At 47.1% G+C, this 886-nt stretch carries 1 protein-coding gene; it reads left to right on the top strand.

Features of this window, described 5'->3' with window-relative positions; genetic code table 11:
• Positions 1-227: 227 nt before the first annotated feature.
• Positions 228-614: a hypothetical protein gene (locus tag J8L84_RS20520; protein ID WP_247670906.1), complete on the top strand. Its 387-nt coding sequence runs from the start codon at positions 228-230 to the stop codon at positions 612-614.
• Positions 615-886: the final 272 nt, after the last annotated feature.

Raw genomic sequence — 886 nt, 5'->3', positions numbered from 1 at the left:
GGCGGCTTCGCCAATTATGCCCCACGCATCTGCGCCCCTTAGCTTAAAGTTAGAAGGCGTCAGCCTAAACTGCGTTTGGCTTTATACAAATCCCAGTGCAACTGCCCTCTCCTGTCTTCATTAGCATCGCTCTGGCTTGTGGTAGGTTTAAATCCGCCGCTTTCAATTCAAAGGTTGCGCATTAGGCGCTTTATCGCCAAGGTATTATTCTACGTCAACAAGCGCCAATGCGTTTGACAGTTCAAATGGCGGCTAGCTTCAGTCAAATCAAAAACATCAATGCACAGTCGTTTTTCTTGTCTGCGTTAACAATCAATCGTATGCTGGCTTCAATAGTTTTTAAAAAGACCAAAGGAACTGGCTTTGCTTATAACAAGGCGCTTAAGACCACTCCCTTCGGTCGCTCGGACGCCTATACGCGGGGCGGCTTCGCCATTATGCCCCACGCATCAGCGCCCCTTAGCTTTAAGTTAGGCGTCATTTACTTACAGCATAAAAAAGTGGGTATAACCGTGACATTTCAGCATCAAGGCTGTTTCGCTAGGTTGTCTTTACGAGTTACTTTCTCGGTAGTTTCAACGGCTTTAGCAACGCGTTTTTCACAAACACCGTAACACCTACATTCAGCTCAGCTAGTTTTCTTAACTCGCTCTTTTATCCAGCATTACCGTTAACATCTAGCTTTTCGCACAGGGTTGTTTTATCTTAAATTCAATAATTTAAATTCGCGGTCTAATCGGCTAGTGGTGGCAGCAAAGCTGCGTACTCTTCGTTGTACGCCTAACAAAACGCTGTTGGCACTCCCTCCGGTCGCTGGGACGCTAACACGTGGGCTGACTCACTTCGTTCGGATTTTAGCCCACGTGCTAGCGCCCCAAAGCTTAGC

This window comes from Alteromonas sp. MMG017, from assembly GCF_018100795.1.
In the GTDB taxonomy this organism is placed as follows: domain Bacteria; phylum Pseudomonadota; class Gammaproteobacteria; order Enterobacterales; family Alteromonadaceae; genus Alteromonas.
This window is presented reverse-complemented; position numbering and strand designations above follow the sequence as displayed.

Coding starts and splice junctions, on each gene's coding strand:
- J8L84_RS20520 (WP_247670906.1), top strand. CDS start 228: ATGCGTTTGACAGTTCAAATGGCGGCTAGCTTCAGTCAAATCAAAAAC.